This window comes from Skermanella rosea (assembly GCF_016806835.2).
In the GTDB taxonomy this organism is placed as follows: Bacteria; Pseudomonadota; Alphaproteobacteria; order Azospirillales; family Azospirillaceae; genus Skermanella; species Skermanella rosea.
In genome coordinates this window covers 360,383-382,173 of sequence record NZ_CP086112.1, presented here as the reverse complement: position 1 = coordinate 382,173, position 21,791 = coordinate 360,383, and the positions used below count along the sequence as shown (strand labels likewise).

19 protein-coding genes and 1 pseudogene are annotated in these 21,791 nt (G+C 67.1%); 6 read left to right on the top strand and 14 right to left on the bottom strand.

Annotated elements, in window-relative coordinates:
- Positions 1 to 171 precede the first annotated feature (171 nt).
- The 5 genes from JL101_RS30310 to JL101_RS30290 all read left to right on the top strand — a co-directional run bounded on the left by JL101_RS30310 (position 172) and on the right by JL101_RS30290 (position 3,721).
- A complete protein-coding gene (locus JL101_RS30310) occupies positions 172 to 537 on the top strand; it encodes a nucleotidyltransferase family protein (protein ID WP_203102882.1) in 366 nt (121 codons plus the stop codon).
- Positions 515 to 994 (top strand): ribonuclease toxin HepT-like protein, encoded by a 480-nt coding sequence (locus JL101_RS30305; protein WP_203102881.1) that lies wholly within the window; start codon positions 515 to 517, stop codon positions 992 to 994. The genes JL101_RS30310 and JL101_RS30305 overlap by 23 nt, the downstream gene beginning before the upstream one ends.
- 151 nt (positions 995 to 1,145) lie before the next feature.
- The gene (locus JL101_RS30300; protein WP_203102879.1) at positions 1,146 to 1,457 is read left to right on the top strand and encodes a DUF485 domain-containing protein; all 312 of its coding nucleotides are present in this window, start codon (positions 1,146 to 1,148) and stop codon (positions 1,455 to 1,457) included.
- A complete protein-coding gene (gene actP, locus JL101_RS30295; protein WP_203102877.1) occupies positions 1,454 to 3,133 on the top strand; it encodes a cation/acetate symporter ActP in 1,680 nt (559 codons plus the stop codon). The genes JL101_RS30300 and actP overlap by 4 nt, the downstream gene beginning before the upstream one ends.
- Positions 3,134 to 3,223: 90 nt before the next feature.
- The gene (locus JL101_RS30290; protein WP_203102875.1) at positions 3,224 to 3,721 is read left to right on the top strand and encodes a nucleotidyltransferase family protein; all 498 of its coding nucleotides are present in this window, start codon (positions 3,224 to 3,226) and stop codon (positions 3,719 to 3,721) included.
- A gap of 361 nt (positions 3,722 to 4,082) precedes the next feature.
- Here the strand turns inward: JL101_RS30290 and JL101_RS30285 are convergent, their stop codons facing one another.
- From JL101_RS30285 to JL101_RS30260, 6 genes and pseudogenes are all read right to left on the bottom strand, one after another.
- A complete protein-coding gene (locus tag JL101_RS30285) occupies positions 4,083 to 5,486 on the bottom strand; it encodes an NAD(P)(+) transhydrogenase (Re/Si-specific) subunit beta (protein WP_203102874.1) in 1,404 nt (467 codons plus the stop codon).
- A gap of 18 nt (positions 5,487 to 5,504) precedes the next feature.
- Positions 5,505 to 5,777 (bottom strand): annotated as a pseudogene (locus JL101_RS30280) (proton-translocating transhydrogenase family protein); the annotation flags it as partial.
- 34 nt (positions 5,778 to 5,811) lie between these two features.
- Positions 5,812 to 6,975, bottom strand: a complete 1,164-nt coding sequence (locus tag JL101_RS30275; RefSeq protein WP_203102870.1) for a Re/Si-specific NAD(P)(+) transhydrogenase subunit alpha — start codon at positions 6,973 to 6,975, stop codon at positions 5,812 to 5,814.
- Positions 6,976 to 7,111: 136 nt separating this feature from the next.
- Positions 7,112 to 8,044 carry a histone deacetylase family protein gene (locus JL101_RS30270; RefSeq protein WP_203102868.1) on the bottom strand — a complete coding sequence of 311 codons (933 nt, stop codon included), beginning with the start codon at positions 8,042 to 8,044 and terminating at the stop codon, positions 7,112 to 7,114.
- Between the two features lie 94 nt (positions 8,045 to 8,138).
- Complete coding sequence (locus JL101_RS30265; RefSeq protein WP_201083261.1) at positions 8,139 to 8,594, bottom strand: CBS domain-containing protein; 456 nt, start codon at positions 8,592 to 8,594, stop codon at positions 8,139 to 8,141.
- A gap of 62 nt (positions 8,595 to 8,656) precedes the next feature.
- Positions 8,657 to 9,682 (bottom strand): 2-dehydropantoate 2-reductase, encoded by a 1,026-nt coding sequence (locus tag JL101_RS30260; RefSeq protein ID WP_203102866.1) that lies wholly within the window; start codon positions 9,680 to 9,682, stop codon positions 8,657 to 8,659.
- Between the two features lie 394 nt (positions 9,683 to 10,076).
- On the opposite strand from JL101_RS30260, the gene JL101_RS30255 reads away from it, so the two are divergent.
- Positions 10,077 to 10,766 carry a GntR family transcriptional regulator gene (locus JL101_RS30255; protein WP_203102864.1) on the top strand — a complete coding sequence of 230 codons (690 nt, stop codon included), beginning with the start codon at positions 10,077 to 10,079 and terminating at the stop codon, positions 10,764 to 10,766.
- A 61-nt stretch (positions 10,767 to 10,827) separates the two neighbouring features.
- On the opposite strand, the gene JL101_RS30250 is transcribed toward JL101_RS30255, so the two are convergent.
- From JL101_RS30250 to JL101_RS30215, 8 genes are all read right to left on the bottom strand, one after another.
- Entirely contained in the window at positions 10,828 to 11,052 is a 225-nt protein-coding gene (locus tag JL101_RS30250; protein ID WP_323374751.1) for an RES family NAD+ phosphorylase, read from the bottom strand.
- Between the two features lie 74 nt (positions 11,053 to 11,126).
- Positions 11,127 to 13,166, bottom strand: a complete 2,040-nt coding sequence (locus tag JL101_RS30245) for a multicopper oxidase family protein (protein WP_203102863.1) — start codon at positions 13,164 to 13,166, stop codon at positions 11,127 to 11,129.
- A gap of 514 nt (positions 13,167 to 13,680) precedes the next feature.
- The gene (locus JL101_RS30240; RefSeq protein ID WP_203102856.1) at positions 13,681 to 14,826 is read right to left on the bottom strand and encodes an IS110 family RNA-guided transposase; all 1,146 of its coding nucleotides are present in this window, start codon (positions 14,824 to 14,826) and stop codon (positions 13,681 to 13,683) included.
- A gap of 86 nt (positions 14,827 to 14,912) precedes the next feature.
- A complete protein-coding gene (locus JL101_RS30235) occupies positions 14,913 to 16,535 on the bottom strand; it encodes an ISL3 family transposase (RefSeq protein ID WP_407697450.1) in 1,623 nt (540 codons plus the stop codon).
- 130 nt (positions 16,536 to 16,665) lie between these two features.
- A complete protein-coding gene (locus tag JL101_RS30230) occupies positions 16,666 to 17,568 on the bottom strand; it encodes an FkbM family methyltransferase (RefSeq protein WP_203102852.1) in 903 nt (300 codons plus the stop codon).
- 78 nt (positions 17,569 to 17,646) lie between these two features.
- A complete protein-coding gene (locus JL101_RS30225) occupies positions 17,647 to 19,905 on the bottom strand; it encodes a porin (RefSeq protein ID WP_203102850.1) in 2,259 nt (752 codons plus the stop codon).
- Positions 19,887 to 21,266, bottom strand: coding sequence for a S41 family peptidase (locus JL101_RS30220; RefSeq protein WP_203102848.1), 1,380 nt, complete (start codon positions 21,264 to 21,266; stop codon positions 19,887 to 19,889). The genes JL101_RS30225 and JL101_RS30220 overlap by 19 nt, the downstream gene beginning before the upstream one ends.
- Positions 21,267 to 21,282: 16 nt before the next feature.
- Positions 21,283 to 21,783: a hypothetical protein gene (locus JL101_RS30215; RefSeq protein WP_203102846.1), complete on the bottom strand. Its 501-nt coding sequence runs from the start codon at positions 21,781 to 21,783 to the stop codon at positions 21,283 to 21,285.
- Positions 21,784 to 21,791: the final 8 nt, after the last annotated feature.

Here is a 21,791-nt window from a genome sequence, read left to right as displayed (position 1 = left end):
ACGGCTGGCTTGGACGAAATCCTGGCCGGGCCGGGGGCGGCCGGTCATTGCTTCAGGTCAAACGCCGGGCGGCTAAGCCCTTTGCCCCCTGCCCGGCGTCTTCCGGTTGACAGGCCCGGTGCGAGGCGACCATCCTCGACCGTAGTTGACCGCTCCGCAAGAGCCCGAGGCATGTCCGAACGCCGTACCGCGATTCATTCCTATCCGACTTTCGACGAGCTGCGGTCCCGCCGCCTGGCGGAGCGTCGCGCCGCCGCGGTGCGGGCCGTGCGGGACGCGGAGAAGGTCGCGGCGGCGGCCGGCGGCCGCTTGGTGGTGTTCGGCTCGCTCGCCGAGGGCGGCTTCGACGAGCGGTCCGACATCGACGTCGCCCTGATGGCCGTCCCCGCCGGCCGGGACGGCGACGTCGCCCTGGACGTGGAACTGGCCCTGGCAGACGCCGGCTTCACCGCCGACGTTATCCCGGAACGCTTCCTGTCGGAGTCCCTCAGAAACCGTATCGCGGAGCGAGGCATTGAACCCGGCGCTCTGGGCTGACATCGGGCGCGACCTGGACGCGGCGACCCGGTACGCCGAATCCGCCGCCCGGCGCGCGGCCTCCCTCGAGTCGGATTCCGGCGACATGGACGAGGATATACGCGAGGACCGCGAGGCGGCGATCGGACTGCTGCTTCACAACTGCTATGGCGCCTTGGAATCGGCCTTGGAGCGGATCATCCGGGCGATCGACGGAGCCCTGCCCAACAGTTCCTCCTTCCACTCCGACCTGATCCGCCGGGCTCAGGTGCCCGTCCAGGGAGTTCGCCCGGCGGTGATCTCTCCCGAGACCGGCCGGGGACTCCAGAAGCTGCGGGCCTTCCGCCACGTCTTTCGCCACGCTTACGATGGCTACGATTACAGCAGGGCCGCCGAGAACGTTTCCATCGCGGCGGCGACCGTCCCGGCGTTCCGGCAGGATGTCCGTGACTTCGAACAGGCGATGGGACGCGGCTGACCCGCCGGGACCCTCCTTTCCAGGTCTAGCGGAAGGCATCCGCGCTGTTTTCCATCGCCCCCCTTCGTAGCCGCCCTGCGACATCAAACCGTCTGCCCAGAGGCGCCGATGGATCGTACCGCATTGCAGCAAGCTACGAATTGGAAATGATATGTCCGACTCAATTTACGCCAGGGTTCGCCGGAACCCGAACTACCAGGTGCTGGTCAGGCGGCGCGGGCGTCTCGCCGCCGTGCTGTCCGCGCTGGTCCTGGTGTCCTACTACAGCTTCATGATGGTCGTGGCCTTCGCGCCGGGCCTGCTCGGCCGGCCCCTGGGCGAAGGCGCCACGCTGTCGGTCGGCGTGCCGATCGGCGCGGGGATCATCGTCGTGTCCTGGCTGCTGACCGGCGTCTATTCCTACTTCGCGAACGGCCCGTTCGACGACCTGACCAACGAGCTGATCCGGGAGACGGCGGAATGAGGCGCCTGCTGTCCCCCGTCGCGGCCATGAGCCTTGCGGCCCTCGCCCTGGCCGCCCCGGCGCTGGCCGCACCCGCCGACCTGGGCGGGGCGGAGAAGCAGGCCGTGAACGTGACGGCCATCGTCATGTTCTTCATCTTCGTCGTCGGCACGCTCGGCATCACCTACTGGGCGGCCAGCCGCACCAAGTCGGCGGCCGACTTCTATACCGCCGGCGGCGGCATCACCGGCTTCCAGAACGGGCTGGCGATCGCCGGCGACTACATGTCGGCGGCGACGCTGCTGGGCCTGTCGAGCCTTGTGTTCGCCACCGGGTTCGACGGCTTCATCTACATCATCAGCTTCTTCGTCGGCTGGCCGATCATCCTGTTCCTGATCGCCGAGCGGCTGCGCAACCTGGGCCGCTTCACCTTCGCCGACATCGCGTCGTATCGGCTGGACCAGACCAAGGTGCGGACCTTCGCGGCGATCGGGTCGCTGACGGTCGTCTGCTTCTACCTGATCGTCCAGATGGTCGGCGCCGGCCAGCTGATCAAACTGCTGTTCGGGCTGGATTACGCCGTCGCCGTGATCGTGGTCGGCGTGCTGATGGTGGTCTACGTGACCTTCGGCGGCATGATCGCGACCACCTGGGTGCAGATCATCAAGGCGGGGCTGCTGCTGGGCGGAGGGTCGCTGCTCGGGCTGCTGGCCCTGTCGCGCTTCGGCTTCGACCTGGACTTCATGGCGGCCCAGGCGGTCGCGTCCCACAAGGCCGGGATCAAGATCATGTCGCCCGGCTCGCTGCTGGCCGACCCGGTGTCCGCCGTGTCGCTGTCGCTGGGCCTCGTGTTCGGCACGGCCGGGCTGCCGCACATCATGATGCGCTTCTTCACCGTTCCCAACGCGAAGGAAGCGCGCAAGAGCGTGTTCTACGCCTCCGGCTTCATCGGCTTCTTCTTCCTGGTGGTCGGCATCCTGGGCCTGTCCGCGATCACCATCGTCGGTACCGACCCGCAATTCTTCGAAGGCGGCGTGATCGGCGGCAAGATCATCGGCGGCGGTAACATGCCGGTGATGCATCTCTCCAAGGCGCTCGGCGGCGACCTTTTCCTGGGCTTCCTGTCGGCGGTGGCGTTCGCGACCATCCTGGCGGTGGTGTCCGGCCTGGCGCTGGCGGGAGCCTCCGCGATCTCCCAAGACATCTATGCCCGCGTGATCCGCAAGGGGAAGGCGTCCGAGACGGAGGAGATGCGGGTCTCCAAGATCGCCTCGCTGGTCCTGGGCGTGCTGGCCGTCGTGCTGGGCATCCTGTTCGAGAAGCAGAACGTCGCGTTCCTGGTCGGCCTGACCTTCGGCATCGCGGCCTCGGCCAACTTCCCGGTGCTGATCCTGTCCATGTACTGGAAGGGCCTGACCACCCGCGGCGCGCTGCTGGGCGGCCTGACCGGGCTGGTCTCGGCGGTGGTCTGCGTCGTGCTGTCCAAGGCGGTGTGGGTCGTCGTGCTGGAGAACCCGGCGCCGGTCTTCCCCTACGAGCACCCGGCCCTGTTCTCCATGACGCTGGCCTTCCTGGTCACCGTCGTGGTGTCCAAGCTGGACCGCAGCCCGTCGGCGGAAAAGGAGCGGGCCGCGTTCGAGGACCAGGAGGTCCGCTCGCAGACCGGCATCGGCGCCTCGGCGGCGGTGTCGCACTGACGGGTTGGGACCGACCGATCCGGGCCGGCGCCGGCACCTTGTTCTTTCCGGCGAAGGGGAGCATTTTCGTCGGGGATGACGGAGGTATCGATGGCAACGGTGATCGACAGGATCGACGTATCGTCCAGGCCGACCCTCAGGTCGGTCGCCGAGACGGTCCGCGCCAACGGCGACCGTTTGCATGAAGCGGGCATTGGGCGGATCGTCGTGTTCGGATCGGTGGTCAGGGGTGAGGACGGCGAGGACAGCGACGTCGACGTGCTGATCACGCCCCTGCCTTCCGTGACCGTCAGCGGCCTCCGCCTGGCCGGATGGAGGAATCTCCTGATGGGAATGCTGGGACGCGAAGCTGACGCGGTGGCGGGCGAATTCCTGCGGGATGCCGTCCGCACCTCCGCCGAGGCCGAAGGCGTGGAAGTCTTCCATGCGGTGAGTGGCGCCTATTGCAAAAGCGCCGAAACTGCCCGGCGGCTTGCAGCGTTCCGCGAAGCGACCGGAGACCGGACCGCGGGAACTGTCGCCGACCTTCTGGCGGAGTCCCGGCGCGACCGCATGAACAGACTGGCCGGAGTTGCCGGCGTCATGTAACTGGAGTTGTCCTCTTTGGTGCGGGCTGCGCGCATCAATCTCGAGCCCGTGGTGACAGCTTGTGGAAGCGTCGTGCCGCCGGACGCCTGGGCAAAGCAGGCTCGGGCACTTTGATCCCAAGGCTGCCTCTTGCCGAGGGGTTGGAGCGGTCCCCGATCAGGTTGAACCGCTCCGGTCCTCGCAGCCGGCCGTTCCACTCGCCGCACTGTGTTGCGCCATGGACGCAACCTACGGCTCGATGCAGGGCGGCGGTGATGCGGCCGACGATCGTAGGTTGCGCCCATGGCGCAACGCATCGGATCAGCTGTCTCGGACGCATCGACCTGATCGGGTACAGCTCTAGGTTCCGGGCGGCCGAGGGTCAGGCGACGGCCTTGACGATCTCCTCCGCCACCTTCTTGGCATCGCCGAACAGCATCATGGTGTTGGGGCGGAAGAACAGTTCGTTGTCGACTCCGGCGTAGCCCGAAGCCATGGACCGCTTGATGAAGACCACCGTCTTGGCCTTCTCCACGTCCAGGATCGGCATGCCGTAGATCGCCGAGGTCGGGTCGGTCTTGGCGGCCGGGTTGGTCACGTCGTTGGCGCCGATCACGAAGGCCACGTCGGTCTGGCCGAAGTCGCGGTTGATCTCCTCCAGCTCAAGCACTTCGTCGTAGGGCACGTTGGCCTCGGCCAGCAGCACGTTCATGTGGCCGGGCATGCGGCCGGCGACGGGGTGGATCGCGTAGCGGACCTCGACGCCCTCCTTCTTCAGCAGGTCGGCCATCTCGCGGAGCGCGTGCTGGGCCTGGGCCACCGCCATGCCGTAGCCCGGCACGATCACCACGGACGAGGCGTTCTTCATGATGAAGGCCGCGTCCTCCGCCGAACCCGCCTTGACCGTGCGGTCGCCGGCCGGGCCCCCCGCGGCGGAAGAGGCCGCGCTGTCGCCGCCGAAGCCGCCCAGGATGACGTTGAAGATCGACCGGTTCATGCCCTTGCACATGATGTAGGACAGGATGGCGCCGGAAGACCCGACCAGCGCGCCGGTGATGATCAGCAGGTTGTTCTCCAGCGTGAAGCCGATGCCGGCCGCCGCCCAGCCGGAATAGCTGTTCAGCATCGACACCACCACCGGCATGTCGGCGCCGCCGATGGGCAGGATCAGCAGGAAGCCGAGCGCCAGCGCCAGCAGCACGATGATCCAGAGCGCCACGGTGGAGTTGGACACGCACAGCCAGACGATGGCGAGCACCAGCACCACGCCCAAACCGGCGTTCAGCATGTGCTGCATGTTGAAGACCAGCGGCTTGCCGCTGACCAGGCCCTGGAGCTTGGCGAAGGCGACCAGCGAGCCGGTGAAGGTGATGGCGCCGATCGCGACGCCCAGCGCCATCTCGATCAGGCTGCCGGTGCGGATGGCGCCCGAGGTGCCGATGCCGTAGGCCTCCGGCGCGTAGAACGCCGCGATCGCGACGAACACCGCCGACAGGCCGACCAGGGAGTGGAAGGCGGCGACCAGCTGCGGCAGGGCCGTCATCTCGATCCGGCGCGCGATGACGGCGCCGATGGTGCCGCCGATCGCCAGTCCGACCAGGATCAGGGTGATCGACAGTCCGGAGACGAGGCCCGGCAGCATCAGCGTGGTGACGATGGCGATCACCATGCCGGCGATGCCGTAATTGTTGCCCTGGCGGGAGGTCTCGGGACTGGAGAGGCCGCGCAGCGCCATGATGAAGCAGATGGCGGCGACCAGGTATGCCAGCGGGGCTAGTGTGGCCATGTTGGTTCAGGGCTCCCTTTATGCCTTCTTCTGCTTCTTCTTGTACATCGCCAGCATGCGCTGGGTGACGATGAAGCCGCCGAAGATGTTGACCGAGGCCAGGATGACGGCGAGGAAGCCAAGCATCGTGGAGAAGGTGAAGCCGGCCGTGCTGCCGGTCGCGATCAGCGCGCCGACGATGATCACGGAGGACACCGCGTTGGTGACGCTCATCAGCGGCGAGTGCAGCGCCGGCGTCACCCGCCACACCACGTAGTAGCCCACGAAGCAGGCCAGCGCGAAGACCGTCAGGCCGGTGATGAAGAAATTATGCTCGGCCATGGGCTCACGCTCCGGCGTTTGCGGGTTGGGGGGTGGCCGGGGCTGTCGCGAAGGTCGGATGAACCACCGCGCCGTCGCGGGTCAGGGCGATCGCCTTGACGATCTCGTCGTCCCACGGCAGGGCGAACTTCTTCTCGGCGTCGAAGCACAGGTTCAGCAGCGCCAGCAGGTTCTTGGCGTAGAGCGTGGAGGCATCGACCGCGATCCGGCCCGGCACGTTGGTGTGGCCGACGATCTTGACGCCGTGCTTGACCACGATCTCGCCGGGGACGGAACCCTCGACGTTGCCGCCGGACTCCACCGCCAAGTCCACGATCACCGACCCGGGCTTCATGGTGGCGACCATGGCGTCGGTCACCAGCCGCGGGGCCGGGCGGCCGGGGATCAGGGCCGTGGTGACGATGATGTCCTGCTTCTTGATCGTCTCGGCGATCAGGGCCGCCTGCTTGGCCTGGTATTCCTTGCTCATCTCCTTGGCGTAGCCGCCGGAGGTCTCGGCCTGCTTGAACTCCTCGTCCTCGACCGCGACGAAACTGCCGCCCAGCGACTGGACCTGTTCCTTCACCGCCGGCCGCACATCGGTCGCCGACACCACGGCGCCCAGCCGCCGCGCGGTCGCGATGGCCTGGAGCCCGGCGACGCCGACGCCCATGATCAGCGCGCGGGCCGGCGGAACCGTGCCGGCCGCCGTCATCATCATCGGGAAGGCGCGGCCGAACTCGTAGGCCGCGTCCAGCACGGCGCGGTATCCCGCCAGGTTCGCCTGGCTGGACAGCACGTCCATGGACTGCGCCCGGGTGATCCGGGGCACCAGCTCCATCGCCAGCGCGGTCACGCCCGCCTCGGCGTAGGCCGGCAGCAGGTCGCGGGAGCCGTGGGGATTGAGGATGCCGGCCAGGACGGCGCCGCGCTTCATCAGCGGAAGCTCGTCCTCCAGCGGGCGCTGGACCTTGAGGACGATGTCTGCGTCGGCATAGGTCGCGGCGGGGTCCGGCGCGATCTCGGCGCCGGCATCGGCGAAGGCCTGGTCGGGGATGGAGGCGCCGTCGCCGGCGCCGGTCTCGACCACCACGTCGGCGCCGAGAGCCTTGTATTTCTTGACCGTGTCCGGGGAGGCGGCGACCCGCCGCTCAGAGGCGCGCCGCTCCTTCGGGATTGCTATCTTCATGGGGTGCTGCTCCTCCGCGATGCTTGTTCTTGCCTCCGCGCCGCCGGCCAAGAGCCGGGCGCAAAGGGGGCCTTGCCGCGGCCGGGGGAAAGGCCGCGGGGGACGAAATCCTGAAGGAAGAGACGGGTGGGCGGCCTTAAGCGGCCATCAGCTCGCGCAGATGGGCCGCCAGGCTCTCGGCCAGCCCGTCCATGGAATAGCCGCCTTCGAGCACCGAGACGACCCGGCCGTCGCAGTGGCGCCGGGCCACCGCCATCAGCTCGCGGGTCGCCCAGGCGAAGTCGCCGGCCTCCAGGTTGATGTGGGCCAGCGGGTCGCGCCGGTGGGCGTCGAAGCCGGCCGAGATCATCAGCAGGTCGGGCTTGAAGGCCTCCACCGCCGGCAGCACGAAGTCCTTCATGCCGCGCCGGAACTCCGCGGACCCGGTGAAGGCGGCCAGCGGCACGTTGACCACGTTGTCGTGGCGGCCCCGCTCCTCGCGCGCTCCCGTGCCCGGATAGAACGGCCATTCATGGGTCGAGGCGAAGAACAGGTCGGGCTCGTCCTCGAACATGGCCTGGGTGCCGTTGCCGTGGTGGACGTCGAAATCGACCACCGCGACCCGCTTGACGCCATGCCGCTTACGGGCGTGCTCGGCGCCGACCGCGACGTTGTTGAAGACGCAGAAGCCCATGGCGCGGGCCGGTTCCGCGTGGTGGCCGCACGGCCTGACCGCGCAGAAGGCGTTGTCGGCGGCCTTCTCGCCCACCACGGCGTCGACCGCCGCGCAGACGGCTCCCGCCGCGCGCAGGATGGCCGAGCGGGACGTGGCGGACAGGACGGTGTCGGGGTCCAGGTGGACGCGGCCGTGGCTGGGCACCGCCGCCAGCACCGCGTCCACGTAGGAGCGCTCGTGGACATGGGCCAGCTGCTCGACCGTCGCCTCGGGCGCCTCGCGCTGGTCGAGCTGGCGGAAGTCGCCGGAACCCAGCACGTCCCAGACGGCGTCGATCCGGGCCGGGCATTCGGGATGCCCCATGCCGGTGTCGTGCAGGCGAAAATCGGGATGGGTGAAGATCAGGGTGGTCATCGCTGCACCGGGCCGGGGGTCTGCGGGAAAAGGGTCACGGTCGCGGAAAAGGCGGCCGGGAGGCGGAACGGTCGGTTCCGCCTCCCGGTCCGTCTCAATGCGCCAGTTCCTGGGGGGCGAGTTCAGGGGCGGGAGCCTTGTCTTCCCGCTCCAACTCGCCCAGGCGGATGCCGATGAAGTCGCGCACGCCGACCAGCCCGACCAGGGTGAAGCCGTCGAGCACCGGGACGTGCCGGATATGGTTGTCCTGCATCAGCTTCAGCACATGGTGCAGGCCGTCCGTCGGCGCGCAGGTGATCAGGTTGCGGCTCATCAGGTCCGACACCTTCATCTGCATGACCTTGCCGCCATGCTCCAGCATGGCGCGGACGATGTCCCGTTCCGAGAACATGCCGACGACGGTGTTGCCCTCGGTCCGGCAGACATCCTTGACGACCAGCGCGCCGATGTTTTCCGCCTTCATCAGCTTGGCCGCGGTCTCCACCGTCTCTCCGGTTCGGACGGTCACGATGCGATGGTTCTTCGAGCGGAGAACGTCTTCTACCCTCATGACATTTCCTCCAGGTTTGCGACGGAGCGGAGCCCTTGTGCCGGGATTTACCCCGCCGGGCTTTACTGTGCCGCCACCGCCGGCTGTTCCGCCGGTTCCGGCCGGCTGGTCCTCGTGTAGCAGCCCGCCATTTCGCCGCGCTGCTTGACCAGGGCCAGCACGACGTCGATCGTCGGCGTCGGCACCCCGACCATCCGTCCCATCTCCTGGACGACGGTCAGCAGCGGATCGATCTCCATCGGGCGGTCGCGCTCGAGGTCCTGGAGCATGGAGGTCTTGTGCGCGCCGACGGCGCCCGCGCCGTTGATCCGGCGTTCCACGTCGACGCGGAAATGCACGCCCAGCCGGTCGCCGATCTCCTTCGCCTCCAGCATCATCGCACGGGCGACGGCGCGAGTCTCGGGATCGGACGTGATGACGTCCAGCGTCGCATGGGTAAGCGCGCTGATCGGGTTGAAGCACAGGTTGCCCCACAGCTTCAGCCAGATCTCGTCGCGGATCTTGTCCAGGACCGGGGCCCGCAGCCCGCCGGCGGTCAGCGCCTCGGAGAGCTTCACGATGCGGTCGGACGAGCTGCCGTCCGGCTCGCCCAGGCTGAACTTGTCGCCGTAGACATGCTTGATCACGCCCGGCTCGACCACCTCGGTCGCGGGATACACGACGCAGCCGATCGCCCGTTCCGGCCCGAATTCCTTCCACTGCAGGCCGCCGGGATCGACGCTTTCGACCACCCGGCCCTCGTACTCGCCGCCATGCTTGTGGAAGTACCAGTAGGGGATGCCGTTGACCGCGGTCACGATCGCCGTGTCCGGCCCCAGCAGCGGCTTGATCGAGGGGATCGCGCCGGTGACGGAATGGGCCTTCAGCGCGATGATCACGTAATCCTGGGGACCGAGTGCTGCCGGATCGTCGCTGCAGGTGGGGTGGACGGTGTCCTCGCCCTCTTCCGTGATCAGCTTGACGCCGTTTTGCTGCATGGCCGCGAGGTGCGCGCCGCGCGCGACCAGGCTGACGTCGGCACCGCCCTGGTGCAGGCGCACGCCCATGTAACCGCCGATGGCGCCCGAACCGAAAATGCAAATCTTCATGAGCGTCTCTCCCCGTTGGTTTATTGGCCCTTGAGGTTACCGGCCCGTTTTTCCGTGGCCCTTGATCTTTTTCAGACGATCTTTGGTGCGCGGATGGAGTCAGCCCCGCGTCGTTCTCTGGATCTTGGTATACATTATACTGTGTGTCAACAACAATCCGGTTGACGACCGCGCCATGCCGGGGACCCGGATCTATCGGACGCCTAAGGCGCCCCTGGGTCAATGCGCCCATTGTGGGAGCGTTGCGGTAAGGCGTATGAAACGGTAGAAGGGGAGCCCTGATAAGTATATTGTATTAGTAATGCGGTCGGCCAAATCCAGCCTGCTTACGGGGCGAGCGTTCCAGGGACGCCGGGTGGCTTGGCTCAACCAGAAAAGTAGAGGGTGACAGTCAATGACTGGTCCGACGTTGAACGTCCAGCCGCTCGATACCAGCACCAGTTTTCGCACTCAGGTCTATCATGCCCTGAAGCAGGCGATCACGGAGATGGATATCTACGACCACAAGACGGAGATCCGGCTGGACGAACGTCAGGTCAGCGAGAAGCTGGGTGTCAGCCGCACCCCGATCCGCGAGGCCATGACCCTGCTGGAGCAGGAAGGCTTCGTCCGTTCCCAGCCGCGCCGCGGCATCTTCGTGATCCGCAAGACCAAGCGCGAGATCCTGGAGATGGTCACGGTCTGGGCGGCGCTGGAAAGCATGGCGGCCCGCATCGCCGCCGAGAAGGCGTCCGACGCGGACATCCGGTCGCTGCGCGAGCTGTTCAGCGACTTCGAGGGCAAGAAGCCGACCGAGCACGTCAACGAATACAGCGACGCCAACATCGCCTTCCACAAGGCCATCATCCGCATGAGCGGCTGCCTGCTGATTCAGGAGATCACGGACAACCTGTTCATCCACATGCGGGCGATCCGCAAGCTGACGATCGGCCAGGACAACCGGGCGGAGCGCTCCATCGTCGACCACAAGAACATCATCGACGCCTTGGAACGCCGCGACCCGGCCGCCGCCGAACAGCTCGTCCGCGACCACACCCTCGGCCTGGCGAAGCACATCGAGCAGCACGGCGACTTCCTGGACTGAGGGCGACCCGTCCGAACTTGGGCCTCCGGCCGATTCCGGAGGCCCGGACGCACTGCCGGCGCTAAAGCAGCCGGGAGAACAGGCGGTCGTCGAAGACGAATTCCGTGGCGTCGATCATGGATACCCCTGCGGCATCGGGGTGTCCTGGATTGATCAGGATGTTGGTCTCGACCGGAATGATGACGGAGGGAACGAGGAGAGCCGCCGAGCGCTTCTCCGCAAGCCAAGCGGTACCGAAACGCCGGGATTCATCCTCGTTGGCCAGAACCGGGCTGTCTGGCGACAGCCTTTCCGCCGCCGCGGCGACCTCACCGGAAAATCGGATCCGGATCAGGCCGCCGGGGGTGGAGCGCTACGGCCTCACGGCTTGGCGGCCGCGTGGCTTGGGCCGTGTCCGTGGCCGTGGGCGGTGCCGCCCTGCCCGTCCGGGAGGACGATGCTGATGTTCTGCATCATGCCCTGGTCCTCGTGGTCCAGGATGTGGCAGTGCAGGACGAACTCGCCGATGTAGCGGCGGTAGCGGGTGCGGATGAAGATCTTGTACTCACCGGTCGGCGGGTTCGTCAGGCCCGAGGTGATCAGGCTCTTGACCCAGAGCGTGTCCTTCCAGACCCCCTTCAGGCCGGGATATTGCGGGTCCGCCGTGGTCTGGCCGGAACTGTCCACCGCTCCCGCGACGCTGACGTCCTTGCCGTCCGGGTCCAGGATCTTGACGATCTGGAACGGGTTGACGTGGATGTGGAAGGGGTGGCTGACGAAATAGGAGCGCAGCTCCCATTCCTGCACGCCGCCCAGCGGCAGCTTGCGGTCGATCCGGGTCGGATCGTAGGGCGAGGCGCCCTCGGGCACCAGGTTGCCGTTGGCGTCCGGGACCACGTCGAAGTCCTGGCCGACCTCGAAGGTCGTCGGGTCGTTCGAATAGGTGTTGATGAAGAACACCAGCTTCTCGCCGCTTTGGACCTCCGAGTCCTCGATCGTCGGATGGGGCACGAACCGGGTCAGCTTCAGCCCGTCCTTCAGGCCGGCGATCACCTCGTCCCGCACCTTGCCGGCATAGACCTTCTGCGCGGCGGCGACCAGCTGCTCGGTCAGCGCCCTGGTCACGTCGGTCACCGGGGCCTCGTCCTTCGGCCGGCCCGAGACCTCGACGAAACCCAGGATCTCGCGGCCGGACGCGGCCTCGCTGACGTTGCCCGCGGCCGAGGTCGCGACCTCGCTGATGCAGTAGCGGCCCGGTTCGGGGAAGACGACCAGCAGGTCGTTGCGGTAGCCCGGCTGGAGGGTGGTCGCGGTCACCGTCTGCGCCTGGGCCATGGTCAGGCCGTCGGACGCGACGATCTGGTACGGCACCGGGGCGCCGCCGCAGGTCTCCTCGACGAACCTGTCGCTGTCGGACGCCTTCAGGCGAAGCGAGGCCAGCGGGCCGACATCGCGCGACACCTTGCGGAACTGGACCGTGATGGTCTCGCGGACGCCGGCATGGACCAGCCGCCAGCGCTCCGCCTGGCCGGCCATCGGCCCGCGGAACTCGGGCAGGACCACGCCGTTGATGCTGGTCCAGCGGCCGGACGCCGCCCAGGTGCCCGGCCCGAACTGATCGTAGCTCTCTATGACTCCGACCTCGCCGGGCAGGCAGGTCCAATCGACGTTGCCGTCGGCATCCACCTTGATCTTTCCGTCGGCGCCCGTGCAGGCGTACTGGATCTGCTGGAACACCAGAAGCTGCTCGGGCAGGGCGCCGCCGTCGGGCTTGACCAGCAGGGTGTCCAGGTCGCCGTTGACCGTCTCGGTCGGCTTGCGGTCGCCGCGCACGATCAGCGCGCCGGCCATGCCGCTGGAGACCTGCAGCGCGGTGGAGCCGTGCAGGTGCGGGTGATACCAGAAGGTGCCCGAGGGATGGTCGGGCGGGATATTGTATTCGTACTGGAAATCGACGCCGGGCAGCAGCTTGACCAGCACGTTGTCGCTGTTGCCGGTCGGGCTGACCCACAGGCCGTGCGAGTGCAGGTTGGTGCCGTTGAAGCAGTGCGGCGTGTTGGTCGGGATCTTCGCGTCGAAGCAGTCGGGGTCCGCCGGCAGCCGGTTCTTCAGGTTGACCCGCACCGTGTCGCCCGGCGCCGCCTCGATGGTCGGCGCGATGAAGGGCCGGTCGGGGCTGGTGTCGGTGCCGACATATGTGCGCAGATGCACCGGCTGCCCAAGCCCGGTCGAGGGATTGTACAGGGTGCTGTCGACATACTTGATGGTGAGGTCGTACAGCCGCTCGCTGCCGGGGCGCGGACCGGGAGCCGGCAGCTTCAGCAGGGACGCGATGGGCGGCGGCGCCGCCTCGCCGAGCACCGGCGGGTTGGCGAAGACCCGCTTCGGCGACGCCGTGTCGGCTGCCGCGCCCGGCGTCATGCCGACAGGACGAGAGTGTCAGGGTTTTCGGTTCTCCCGCACTCATATGAGGAGATGCCGGTCAAGGGCGGAAAACCAAGGTCTTGTCCCTTTGTTCGACCGGCACGACCGTCCCTTCGTCCCGACCTGCCCGCATGCCGAGCATCGCGCGCAGCGGAAGGCAAGGCTGGCCCGTCAGGGCCACCGCCGTCAGGCGGCCTGGCCTTGCCGGAGCGAGCACGATGCTACCCTGCCCGAGGTCGGGAGCTGCGACCGCGACCGACCGTGCCGAAAGCGGATCTCCCATCCTGCGCGGCGGAAAGGGCGCCGCGGCAACTCATATCCGGTCGGCCGCCGTGGCGGCCGGACCCAGCTTCCCCGTGCGTCGGCTCGAGGGCCTCGGGAGGCCCGGAAGGGCGGGACCCATCTTTTGCGGCGGCGTCTTGCAGCCCTGTGCGGAAACGGTCACGCGCCCCTCTCGGCTCGGCGGCGGCCAACGACCGCCGGTTCAGTGTCCTCTCGGCAGGAGGTGGTTTCAGGCCCGGAGTTCAACCCCCTCCGGGATCACGCCGGTGCTCAGATATCTCCACAACGCAACAACCAGCTTGCGCGCCAGGGCCACGACCAGGATCCGGCGCAGCCGCCCCTTGGTCTGGCCGACGCGCTCGCGGAACCAGCCCGCCAGACGGCTGCCGGGCTGGTAGCGGGTCCACAGCCAGGCGACCTCGACCAGGATCGTGCGCGCCCGGGCGTTGCCCGCCTTGCTGATGCCCTGGTCGAGCTGAACCGAGCCGCTCGCCCACGGGCTGGGCGTCAGGCCGAGGTAGGAGGCCAGTTCCCGGCGGTTGGTGAACGCGCGGTGGAACACCTCGCGGCCCAGCACGGTCGCGGCGACCGGGCCGATCCCCTTGACCTGGCGCAGCAGGGCGATGCGCCGGTCGGCCACGGTTTCGACGCCGACGGCGTCGCGCTCGGCCTCGACTTCCCCGATCATCTCCTCGACCAGCCTGAGGCGCCGCAGCTCGCGCCGGATCTCGGCGACCAGGCAGGGCGGCAGGGGGCGGCCGTCGCCGGTGCGCAGCTCGGCCAGGCGCTCCGCCGCGTCCGGCCGCATCGGCAGGAAGTCCCGGACGCCCTGGGCCATCAGCAGGCCCTTGATGCGGTTGACGTGGGCCGTGCGCTCGGCGACCAGGCGCTCGCGTTCGCGGGTCTGGCGCCGGCGATCCTCGTCCTCAATGGAGGGAACGTGCACAGCGCGGCAAGCGTGGTGCTCGCCGCGCACCAGGGCCGCCAAGGCCCGGATCAAGCCGTCGACGTCGATGCGGTCGGTCTTGGCCCGGCGCGCCCGGCGGCTGACCAGCAGGCTGGCGGCGTCGAGCACGTGGTTGTCGATGCCGTTGGCGCTCAGGACGCGGTGCAGCCAGAAGCCGTCGTAGCCCGCCTCGTAGCAGCAGACCACCCGGAGCGGCTGCCCGAGCGCCGCTTCGGCCTGGCGGTGGGCGTGCCCGATCAGCTTGAGCAGGGCGGCGGTATCGCCGCCCGCGACGGAGTGATGGCTGATCCGATCCGAGAACGGGGCGCTGAGGGCAACCACCCAGGTGGCCTTCGACAATTCCAGCGCGACCAGAAGGGTGGCGTTCGAGGAAGAGACGCTCGGGGAGCGGGCGATTGAGATCTCCATGGCATTCCTCCGTGAAGCAAGACAATTACGCCTCAAAATGTGCCAAATCCCGCCTTTCCTGTCGCCTCATAGTATCTTTGCGTGGATTATGCAGCCAGAAGGACTCGGCGGCGGATCAGATCGAAGTTTCCGCGCCCGTACATCTGCCTCTTGATGAGCTTGAGTTTGTTGATCTGCCCTTCCGCTTGGCCGCTGCTCCACGGCAGGGTCAGAGCGGCCTGGATCGCCGTCTGATCCTGGCGGAGGCCGGCGGCGAAGGTTTCGATGACCAGAGTGCCGCAGCATTCCGCTTCATCCAGCCAGCGCTCCAGGATTGCTGGAGCGTCCTCCAAGTTTGTTCCCCGTGTGACGCCGCAGGCGCGCACCAGGTCGCCAAACCGGGCGATCAGAGGACTGAGGCGGGCAACCTCGGCATCCTGGGCGATCCACGCCAGTGTCGCCTTCCCGGTTTCGTCCAGGGCGTCCGGGGAACGTACCAGAAGCCAGGCAAGCTGCCGGGCCGACGCCAGTATGCGCTTGCGCTCCGACGGCCGGCCGGATGGCGCCGGGACCTCGCGTCGCCGGTCCACCCACCGATGCAGCTGCTGGACCGATCCGGGATAGCCCCTCTCCCTGATGTCACGCCACAGCTCCGCCACGGTCGCACATCCCTCCGCGAGCCGGCTTTCCACATGATCGAGCCAGGGATCCAGAGCGCTCGCGACGGAGCGCCTTTCGGCGCGCTCGGGGAAGCTCTGCGCGGAGGCGAAGGATCGGACCGTCTGCCGGGAGATCCCCATGGCGCGGCTGATCGCCAGGATCGTCCCGCCGGCCTGGAGACGTCTATGCACCTCCTCATACCGGGCCAGGCGCCGGGCACGGCTATCTTGCGTGCGGGCCGTCTCGCTTCGGGTCCGCGAGAAGGTTCCGCGCCGTTGCCGCGGGGACAGCTCGCCGGTGTGCACCGGAGGCAGTTGGCGCAGGCGGCCGTGAATGCCCGCCAGCCAGCGCTCGATCATCTCCCGCAAGTTTCGAAGCAGGTGCCAGCGGTCCACGACCTGAGTCGCGCCCGGCGCGCCGAGGCTGGCGCCGCGGGCATACTCGGTGGACCGGTCCCGCGCGATCACGCTGACCGTGTCGTGCTCGCGGAGCCATGCCGCCAGGGTCTGCGCCGTGCGATCAGGCAGCAGGTCGACGACATGGTGCTCCTCCAGGTCGACCAGGATGGTGCCGTAGGTCTGCCCTTTCCGGCGCGCCCAATCGTCAAGACCCAGGACCCGTGGCGGGGCACGGACTGGAAGGGGAACGGCGCGCACGAGTCGGAGAACGGTGTCGGCACTGACGGGCATGCCCAGGAGCCGCATCAGGCGAGCACCGGTCTCCCCGCCGCAGGCGATGCCGATCCGCCCTTGGGTAGCGGCAAGCCGCCGTGTCCGTCGTGCTTTCGGCGCCAGCAGATCCGGTATGGTTTCGGCAAAGGTCAGGCGAGCGCAGGCCGGGTTCCGGCAATAGAACCGGCGGACGCTGAGAAGCAGGCGGACTTGGCCGCCCAGGCTTGGCAGATCGGCAGGATGACGCTGGTATCGGCTGTGGACCGCCTGGCTGGCAGTGCCGCAGTCGGGGCAGATCGCCTCGTGCCGTGCACCCTGGGCTGAAATCTGGATGCTCGTTGGGCTGATCCGCGTCACATGCTCAACGCAGCAGCCCGGAACTGGGAAGAACTCATTCACATCATGATATGTGATCTCGGCCGGAAGGTTTGCGAGACGTTCTCAGACCAGACGTTCCACGCAGAATGCGGGAGAACCTCCGGAGGCCCAACGCATCGCGGGGAATACGATCGGCGGCGGAAGCTTGTCGTCAGGGGCAATCGGCCGTCCCGGCCGTGACCATGTCCAGTACCGTCGGCAACTCGCCCAGCCGCTCCCGGGGAACAAGCACGTGGTCGCACTGGTCCAGGTTGGAGTGGATGCCGATCCCGGCGAGGTGGCGCAGCCCGGAGTAGGTATTGTCGGCCTTCTTCTCGACCCGCAGAATCGCGTAGCCGAGGTCGGACAGGATCCGCTCCAACTCGTCCTGCCGGCTTTTCCGGGCCGCGTTCCGTTCCGAATAGACCGGCAGCAGTTCGGCCAGGATGATCGGCCGGTCACGCCGGATCATGGCGTACAGGCTTTTCACGACCTCGAGTTCGGCGCCCTCGACGTCGATCTTCACGATCCCGACGCGGTCGCTTTTCACGAAGCGGTCCACGGCATCGTAGCGGAAGACCGGCACCAGGACCGTGGAAAAGACCTTATGGTCCGGCCGGAAGTTCTCGATCAGGGAACCCGACGAGTCTGTCGCGCTGTCCGAAAACAGGTCCAGGGCCAGGACGCCGTCTTCCGTGTACAGGCCCACGGGAACGATCGTGCAGTTCGCGAACGCGTTGTCCCTGATGAGTTCCTGGAGATAGGCGACGCATACCGGGTTGGGTTCGAATCCGACATAGTCCCTGTCCGGGTCGAGCGACTTCACCTTGACCAGGGTCTGCCCGACATTCACGCCGATGTCGAGGAACGCTCCCGGTTGCCGCAGCACCTTTCGCAGCAGATCGCTCATCCAGGGCTCGGAGATGTCGCAGGAAACGCCTCGGATCGCCGGGATCCTCAGCTCCACGCCGTTCAAGCTGACTGTGCGCCTGTAATTGAGCTTGGTCAGGTACCAGTCGATCCTCCCTTTGACGCCCATCTTCCGGGACAGATTGCCAAGAACGCTCTTCACCATGAGGTATCCCGAAGTTTCCGAACCGGGCGCCAGGGTCGAGGGACCGGGCCCGCAGGTCAAGTGCTCGTCGGGAGCGGCTCAGAAGCTCAACTGGACACCGAGCAGGAGGATGTCCGCGGTGTTCCGGCTTTCGGCCCTGTCGAAATCGACCCGGGAGCGGACATAATCGCCCTGGAGCGACAGCCCGGGCGCCAACTCGTAGTTCACGCCGATGCCGGCCGCCCACGACTTGTCGTCGTTGACGTCCCAGGCCTGGACATACTGGGCACCTATGCTGAACGGACCGGCAGAATAGGTCGTCCCGACGTTCCATTGCCGGTCCAGGCTGTTGAAGCCGTCGAAATCGCCGAACCCGCCGCCCACCGTGATGCCCGCGAACTCGACCTGGACGCCCGCGAGCCAGGCGGTGAAATCCTGGAAGCCCTCGCCGTATCCCCTGCCGTTCATCAGGGCGGCGCTGCCGATGACCGTCATGTCCCCGTCCAGGAACTCCCTCTGGTAGTTCATCGCCAGCGCGACGACGTCCCGGTATCCGCTCTCCTCCTCTGTGTCATCTTCCTCATCAATCGGGTCTTCCTCCCCCGGCACCACCACGTCGGGCGTTTCGGGGTCGGGATCGATCACGGGAGGTGTTCCGAGGTCGGGAGAGGGGGGTTCCGGATCGGGCTGCCCGGAGTCGGGATCACGGTCATCCTGCTCGCCGTCGTCTTCCGGTACCTCCCCGGGGCCACCGTCATCCTCGTCGTCTCCCCCGTCGTCTTCATCCTCATCCTCATCCTCATCCTCATCCTCGTCGTCGTCCCCTTCCTCATCCTCGTCGTCGTCCTCATCGACCTCCCCGTCGTCCTCCTCGCCGTCGTCCCCGTCGTCCTCCTCCTCGCCGTCGTCCCCGTCGCCCCCGTCGTCCTCCTCGCCGTCTTCGATGACTTGATTGACGGTGATGGGGGCAGGTGCCGCCACGTCGGCGAGGCTCTGCGCGGGGGCGACTGGAGGCGCCGCCGGAATGGCCGACGGAACCGACGGGCTCGCCGCCGCGACGGGCGTGCGGACGATGCCGAAGGAGGATGAACTTGCCTGGGACGCCGGAGCGGTGCGGAGCCTTCCCGGCTTGAAGGGGACGACCGACTGGCCCCGATCGGGAACATAGGGGGTGTAGGATAATCCGGCCTGGAAGCCGCCGATGTCGGGGGTGTAATAGTTCAGCTTGGTCGCTGATCCCAGGTCCGGATAAAACGGATAATAATCGTCCAGGGTCAGTTTGGAGAAGCTGCCGTAATCACCGTCGACCTGGCCTATCCCGACACCGGGGGCATATACCAGCAATCCTCCGGCCACGACATCGTCGGTGTCGCCGAATTCCAGGCGGCCCCAGCGACCGCCCAGATAGGCATAGGCTTCGTCGAAGATCGTGTCGGAAGTCTCAGGGCCACCGGTTATGGTTTCAAGCTGTACCTTCAGGCCATACAGCAGCCCGTTATCGGCCTTCCCGCCGACCCTTACTTCCAGTTCGGTCTTGTTCCGGAATTGTGTTCCTCTGGAGAGGTCGCTGCCAAATCCTGCTTGAAGAAAAGATGTTCCGCCGACGACTGCGCTGATCCGACCAGGATCACCGCCAAACTCTTCTCTTTCTTCCTTCTGATCGATTTCGGCTTCTTTGGCGTCGCTTCCTTCTTCGTCCGACCTGGCATCCGGCGTGCCGACTCCCTGACCCTCGGCGCCATCGCTCGAAGGGCTCCCCTCGCTAGTGCGCCCGGTTTCCAAAAGGCCGGAAGATGGATCCGCGGCCGAAGCGTCGGGGTTCTCCTGCCCCGGAGCGACCATCGGGGGGGATGTGTCGTCACTTTCTTCCCTCACCTCATCGCCATTGTCTTCCCCCGCGTCGTCTTCATCCTCTGGATCGCCTTCCTCCTCCTCGTCGTCCTCGTCGTCCGTGGAGTCGCCGTCGTCCTCCTCTTCTTCGCCGTCTTCTTCCGCGTCTTCTTCCGGGTCTTCGTCCTCTTCGTCCTCTCCGTCCTCTTCTCCCTCTTCCTCTTCCTCTTCCTCTTCCTCTTCCTCTTCCCCTTCCCCTTCCCCTTCCTCGCCGTCCTCGCTCTCGTCTTCCTCATCGTCGCCGTCCTCGTCCTCCTCTGCGGGGTCGGCGGGGTCGGCAGCCTCGTCCGCCTGGGCAACCATCACGGCGGTGCCGTTCCGATATGCGGAACTGACGGCAGGGTCGGAGATCGCTTCGGCCTCGGTCCGGGACGCGAGCACCATGACCGTGAGGATCGCGGTAGCGGTGGGCAGGCATCGCCTCACGAGAGCGAGGCCTTCCGATGCCTTCACAGTGCCAGCAGCCATGCTTCCGCTTCCCGGAGTTGGGCGTCGACCGTTTCCCAGTAGTCCGAAGCCGATGGTTTCGCGGTAAGTCGATCGGGGGGAATACCTGTCCCCTCATGAACCCGACCATCGGCCGCCCGGTAGATCTCGTTCGACACCGTGCCCTTCCAGCCATTGGGAAGGCGATAGCTGAACGGGTCGGACAGCGCGCCATAGGTCGGGCTTCCGAACGATTTCGTGCCGGGCAGGCTGCGGAATGCGAGTGCGCCGACTTCGGCGGCGCTGGCGGTGGCGTCGCTGGTCAGAACCGCCACGGGACCGGTGTAGCGGACCCCATCCGCCGGCGTCACCTCGATCGCCTGCGTGTCCAAGCCGACACCGAGTCTTACAGGCTGCTTGGTGAAGGCCAGTACGGGTCGATCCGTGAAATGCGAGGCCAGTGCGAGCGCAACCCGGTCCCAGCCTCCGGAATTGACGCGCAGGTCGATCACCATGCCCTTGGCCGCCCCCAGATCCCTGAGGATTCGACCGAAGGTCTGCCGGGCCGCCATCACGTCGGCGAAACCGCCCTCGTCCTCCGCCAGGCCCTCGCAACTCATCAGGAAGATGTACCCCAGGCCGCTGGGAAGCCAACCCCAGGCGACGGTGCCGCTCCCCGCGAGGCGTCCCCTGCCGGACAGAACCCGGCGCTGCACATGACGGAGCCATTCCCGGTCGAATGCATCCGACAGGTCCACGCCTGACGAGAAGCCCCCGGCAGTTCTCCAGGTCCGGTAAAGCAGGGATTCGGAAGAGCGGCTTTCCGAGCGCCTCTCCATCGCCTGCAACGAACCGTGACCGTCCCGCAGATGCCGCAGGGTCGATGTCATCGCATCGAACAGGCGGTCCGCGGAGGGGCGCCGGTGCCCGAGAGCCGCATCGCATTCGGATCGAAGCTCGGTCCAATCGATCGCCCGTTCGGCGGCAAAGGCGAAGTGTCCGGCGAGAACCTCGAAGAACGCGTCGACGGTCATGCGGGGATCGGAAATCCAGTCGTCATCCTCGTCCAGGCGTGGCAGGTCCGGCCAGCCGTCGAGCCGGTCATATCGAAAGCGGGTCAGGGTGCCCCAATACTCCAGATCCAGTACTCCATCGACCCGCGCGTCCAGCACCTCCCGTAACATCTCTTCCAGGGGAACTTCATCCACCAGGACGACCGCGCCGCTGTGGCGGGTATAGGTCCGGCATGCCCTCCGGTCGAAAGCCAGCAACTCGGCGGTCGTGCGGGACTGCCAGAGTCCGGCCGGGAGCGGCATGCGCGACCGTGCCGCGATGGCCGGCATCAGCGGCGCCAAGCCGCTCGCGGCGGTCGCCAGAATCAAAGCGCGCCGGGTAAGCGACATCCGGGGACCTCATCCTTCATGGCGTTGCTCCGAAATCGGTGTTGGCATGGGCAAGGATCCTGATCGTCCGGCCGAACCGGCGTCGGCGCGTGTTCATACCGGCCGGCGTAAAGGGATGTTCGCCCACAGGGTCGCTTTGGCCAGAGACATCGCTCAACTGTGCCCCGTCGGCTTCGGGGTGCCAGGCGAGCCCGCGTCCATAATGGGTCTTGTCCACTCCTTCGCTGCCGCTCGCGGCGTCCTGCCCCTTGATGTTCAGGACCCAGGAACGCGCATCGGCCCGCCGGTCACCCGCCATCACGCGGATCAGGCGGATCTCGGCGCGAGGGTAGCCAGGGATGTCGACGACGTCGTAGACGTGGGTCCAGAGACCATAGCTGCGGTGGACAGCCACGTAGAGCCATTCCCGCCGGCCGGCGTGGCGGCCCGTCCCGTTGCAGCATTCGACCAGTTCCAAGGTATCGGCCGGGCCGCAGAGCGGTATCGTTTCCGGTCGGATTCCTGATAGTCCCGACATGGAGCCTC